The 1,966-nt window shown below is 66.1% G+C and carries 3 protein-coding genes; all 3 read right to left on the bottom strand.

All coding sequences use genetic code 11. The annotated features are described in order from the left end of the window. Positions 1-76: 76 nt before the first annotated feature. Positions 77-250: a hypothetical protein gene (locus ACZ6C6_RS34075; protein WP_469208640.1), complete on the bottom strand. Its 174-nt coding sequence runs from the start codon at positions 248-250 to the stop codon at positions 77-79. A gap of 188 nt (positions 251-438) precedes the next feature. After that, positions 439-1,149, bottom strand: coding sequence for a P-loop nucleotide/nucleoside kinase family protein (locus ACZ6C6_RS34070; RefSeq protein ID WP_469208638.1), 711 nt, complete (start codon positions 1,147-1,149; stop codon positions 439-441). After that, on the bottom strand, positions 1,146-1,904 hold the full coding sequence (locus ACZ6C6_RS34065; protein ID WP_469208636.1) for a GntR family transcriptional regulator: 759 nt from the start codon (positions 1,902-1,904) through the stop codon (positions 1,146-1,148). The genes ACZ6C6_RS34070 and ACZ6C6_RS34065 overlap by 4 nt, the downstream gene beginning before the upstream one ends. Positions 1,905-1,966 lie beyond the last annotated feature (62 nt).

The raw sequence follows: 1,966 nt of genomic DNA, 5'->3' as shown, positions 1-1,966 counted from the left end.
GAATACTGTTGTGAATACGGGTTTGGCGTCGAGTGTCGCGGTATAGCTCGGAGATGAGGCGAGCCCTGAGTGCTTCTCAGCGGGCCCGAGATGAGGGCCGGTCGTCCGTCGGGTCACTGACCGCTTCGCAGTTCGCGGACGAGCGCTGGCTGCCAGTGAGCGCCCGCTCGCCGAACGCCAGCGCCGAGTCCGGGTCGCCCTCGCGGGCCGCGACCACGCCCAGCGTGACCTGGGCCTCCGCGATCCGCATGGGCGGCGGTCCGTCCCGTCGGAGTCCGTCCCCGCCCGGATCACTTCGCGTGCCAGTTGCTCCGCGAGACGGTTCTTGCCGACAAGTGCTGGTGACATTCCAGATGTCACCAGATCTCGTCACTAGGCGCAGCGTCTGCCTTTGAACACCGTCATGTAGGGGAAACGCTCCGTGAGGTGACTGGGTACTCAATGGAGACCGCCGTCGGGACGAGGCCAAGCGTGGTTGACCGCCACCAGCATGGCCGCCGGGTCTCCGTCGTAGACGAGGTGCGGTTCCTCAGCGGAGGGCGCCTCGAAGCGGTTCGCATGTCGAAGCAGGTCTTCCTCGCTGAACGAGATGCTGTTCGGGTCGACCAGCGACTTCGCATTGCGCTTTCGGATTCTGTCCCAGCGGACCACGTGTGGTGCAGGCAGGTAGATGAGTACAGGCTTGCCGCCGGCCTCCATGACAGTCGCCGCCCACAAGGCACGCTCTTCCCGTGTCCAGAACCCGTGGTCGACTACGACCTCGTGTCCGGCCGCCAGGAGCTGCTGTACCTCTAGGGCGATGTCCTTGAGGACGGGCGCTTCCCGGACGCGGAACTCGCCGCGGGGGAAGTCACGACCGTAGTGTCCGTAGCGGCGGAACATTTCCTCGTCAGGGCAGAGACGTCGGAAGCTGGCCTTCTCCAAGGCGCGGGCGAGGGTCGTTTTGCCAGCACCCTGCAGGCCGGTCATGAGGATCGCGCGGGGCGCAGGTCCCGGCCGGCCGGACAGGGCTGCGGAGATTTGGCTGATCTCGAATCGTCCCTTCAGCGTGAGGGTGTGGGTGCGCTCAGCTCGAAGGAGTTCGCCAAGGCGCGCTTCGAGGTAGCTGACGAGGGTGTCGTCCAGGAGGACGTTGTTGCGGGCGTTCATCGAGACACCTCGGTCGTGGTGCGCCGCGTGCGACCAGGAGCACCCAGGTCTACGCCGTACTCGAGTACTTGGCCGTTGACGTCCAGGAACTTGGCGGTCAGGACCAGGATCGCCGCCACGGTTCCGGCCTCCAGTTCCAGGAGTTCCAGGTCCTCCTTCGTGGCGATGCGAGCGGTCTCCTCATCCACGCGCCGTTCGACCTGGCGCCCCGTGGCGTCGGCGATGAGGTCCAACGAGAGCCCGCCCTTGAGGCGCTCGTTGCGCGCGAGCTCGGGCCGCACCTGGGCGAACTCCGCCGGGATCCAGGACGTTGAGTGAGAGACGATTCCGTGAGCATCCCGGTAGACACGGCTTCGACGAATCACATCCTCGCCAAGCTCGATTCCGAGCGCATCCGCCACGTCCTCGGGCGCTGGCACCATGCCAGCGGTGTGACCGTGGGACTTCTCCCCCACGCCCCAGGACGACTTCGTCCTGCTGCTCCGATCGTGGCGCTCCGAGCCGGATGCGAGCGACACGGGACGCGCCATGACCTCGGTACCGACGCCCGGGATGCCGTTGACCAGCCCCTCATCTCGCAGCAGTCTCATGGCGCGGTCGGCCGTTGCGGTGCTGACCTGCCACTGATCTGCCAGGACTCGGATGCTGGGCAGCAGGTTGCCCGGCGAGAGCTCACCGGAGCTGATGAGGTCGCGGAAATGACCCGCGATGCGCGCGTATGGCGGTCGGTTGTCGGCCCGCGGTTGCCCTGGCATGTCGCCTCGCCTCCTTCATTCCATCTAGGTGCCTCACTATACCGCTTGACACCTGAGAGGTA

The sequence above is a fragment of the Streptomyces sp. NPDC041814 genome, assembly GCF_055590565.1.
Note: the sequence above shows the minus strand (reverse complement) of the source record. Positions and strands in the feature narration are given on the sequence as shown.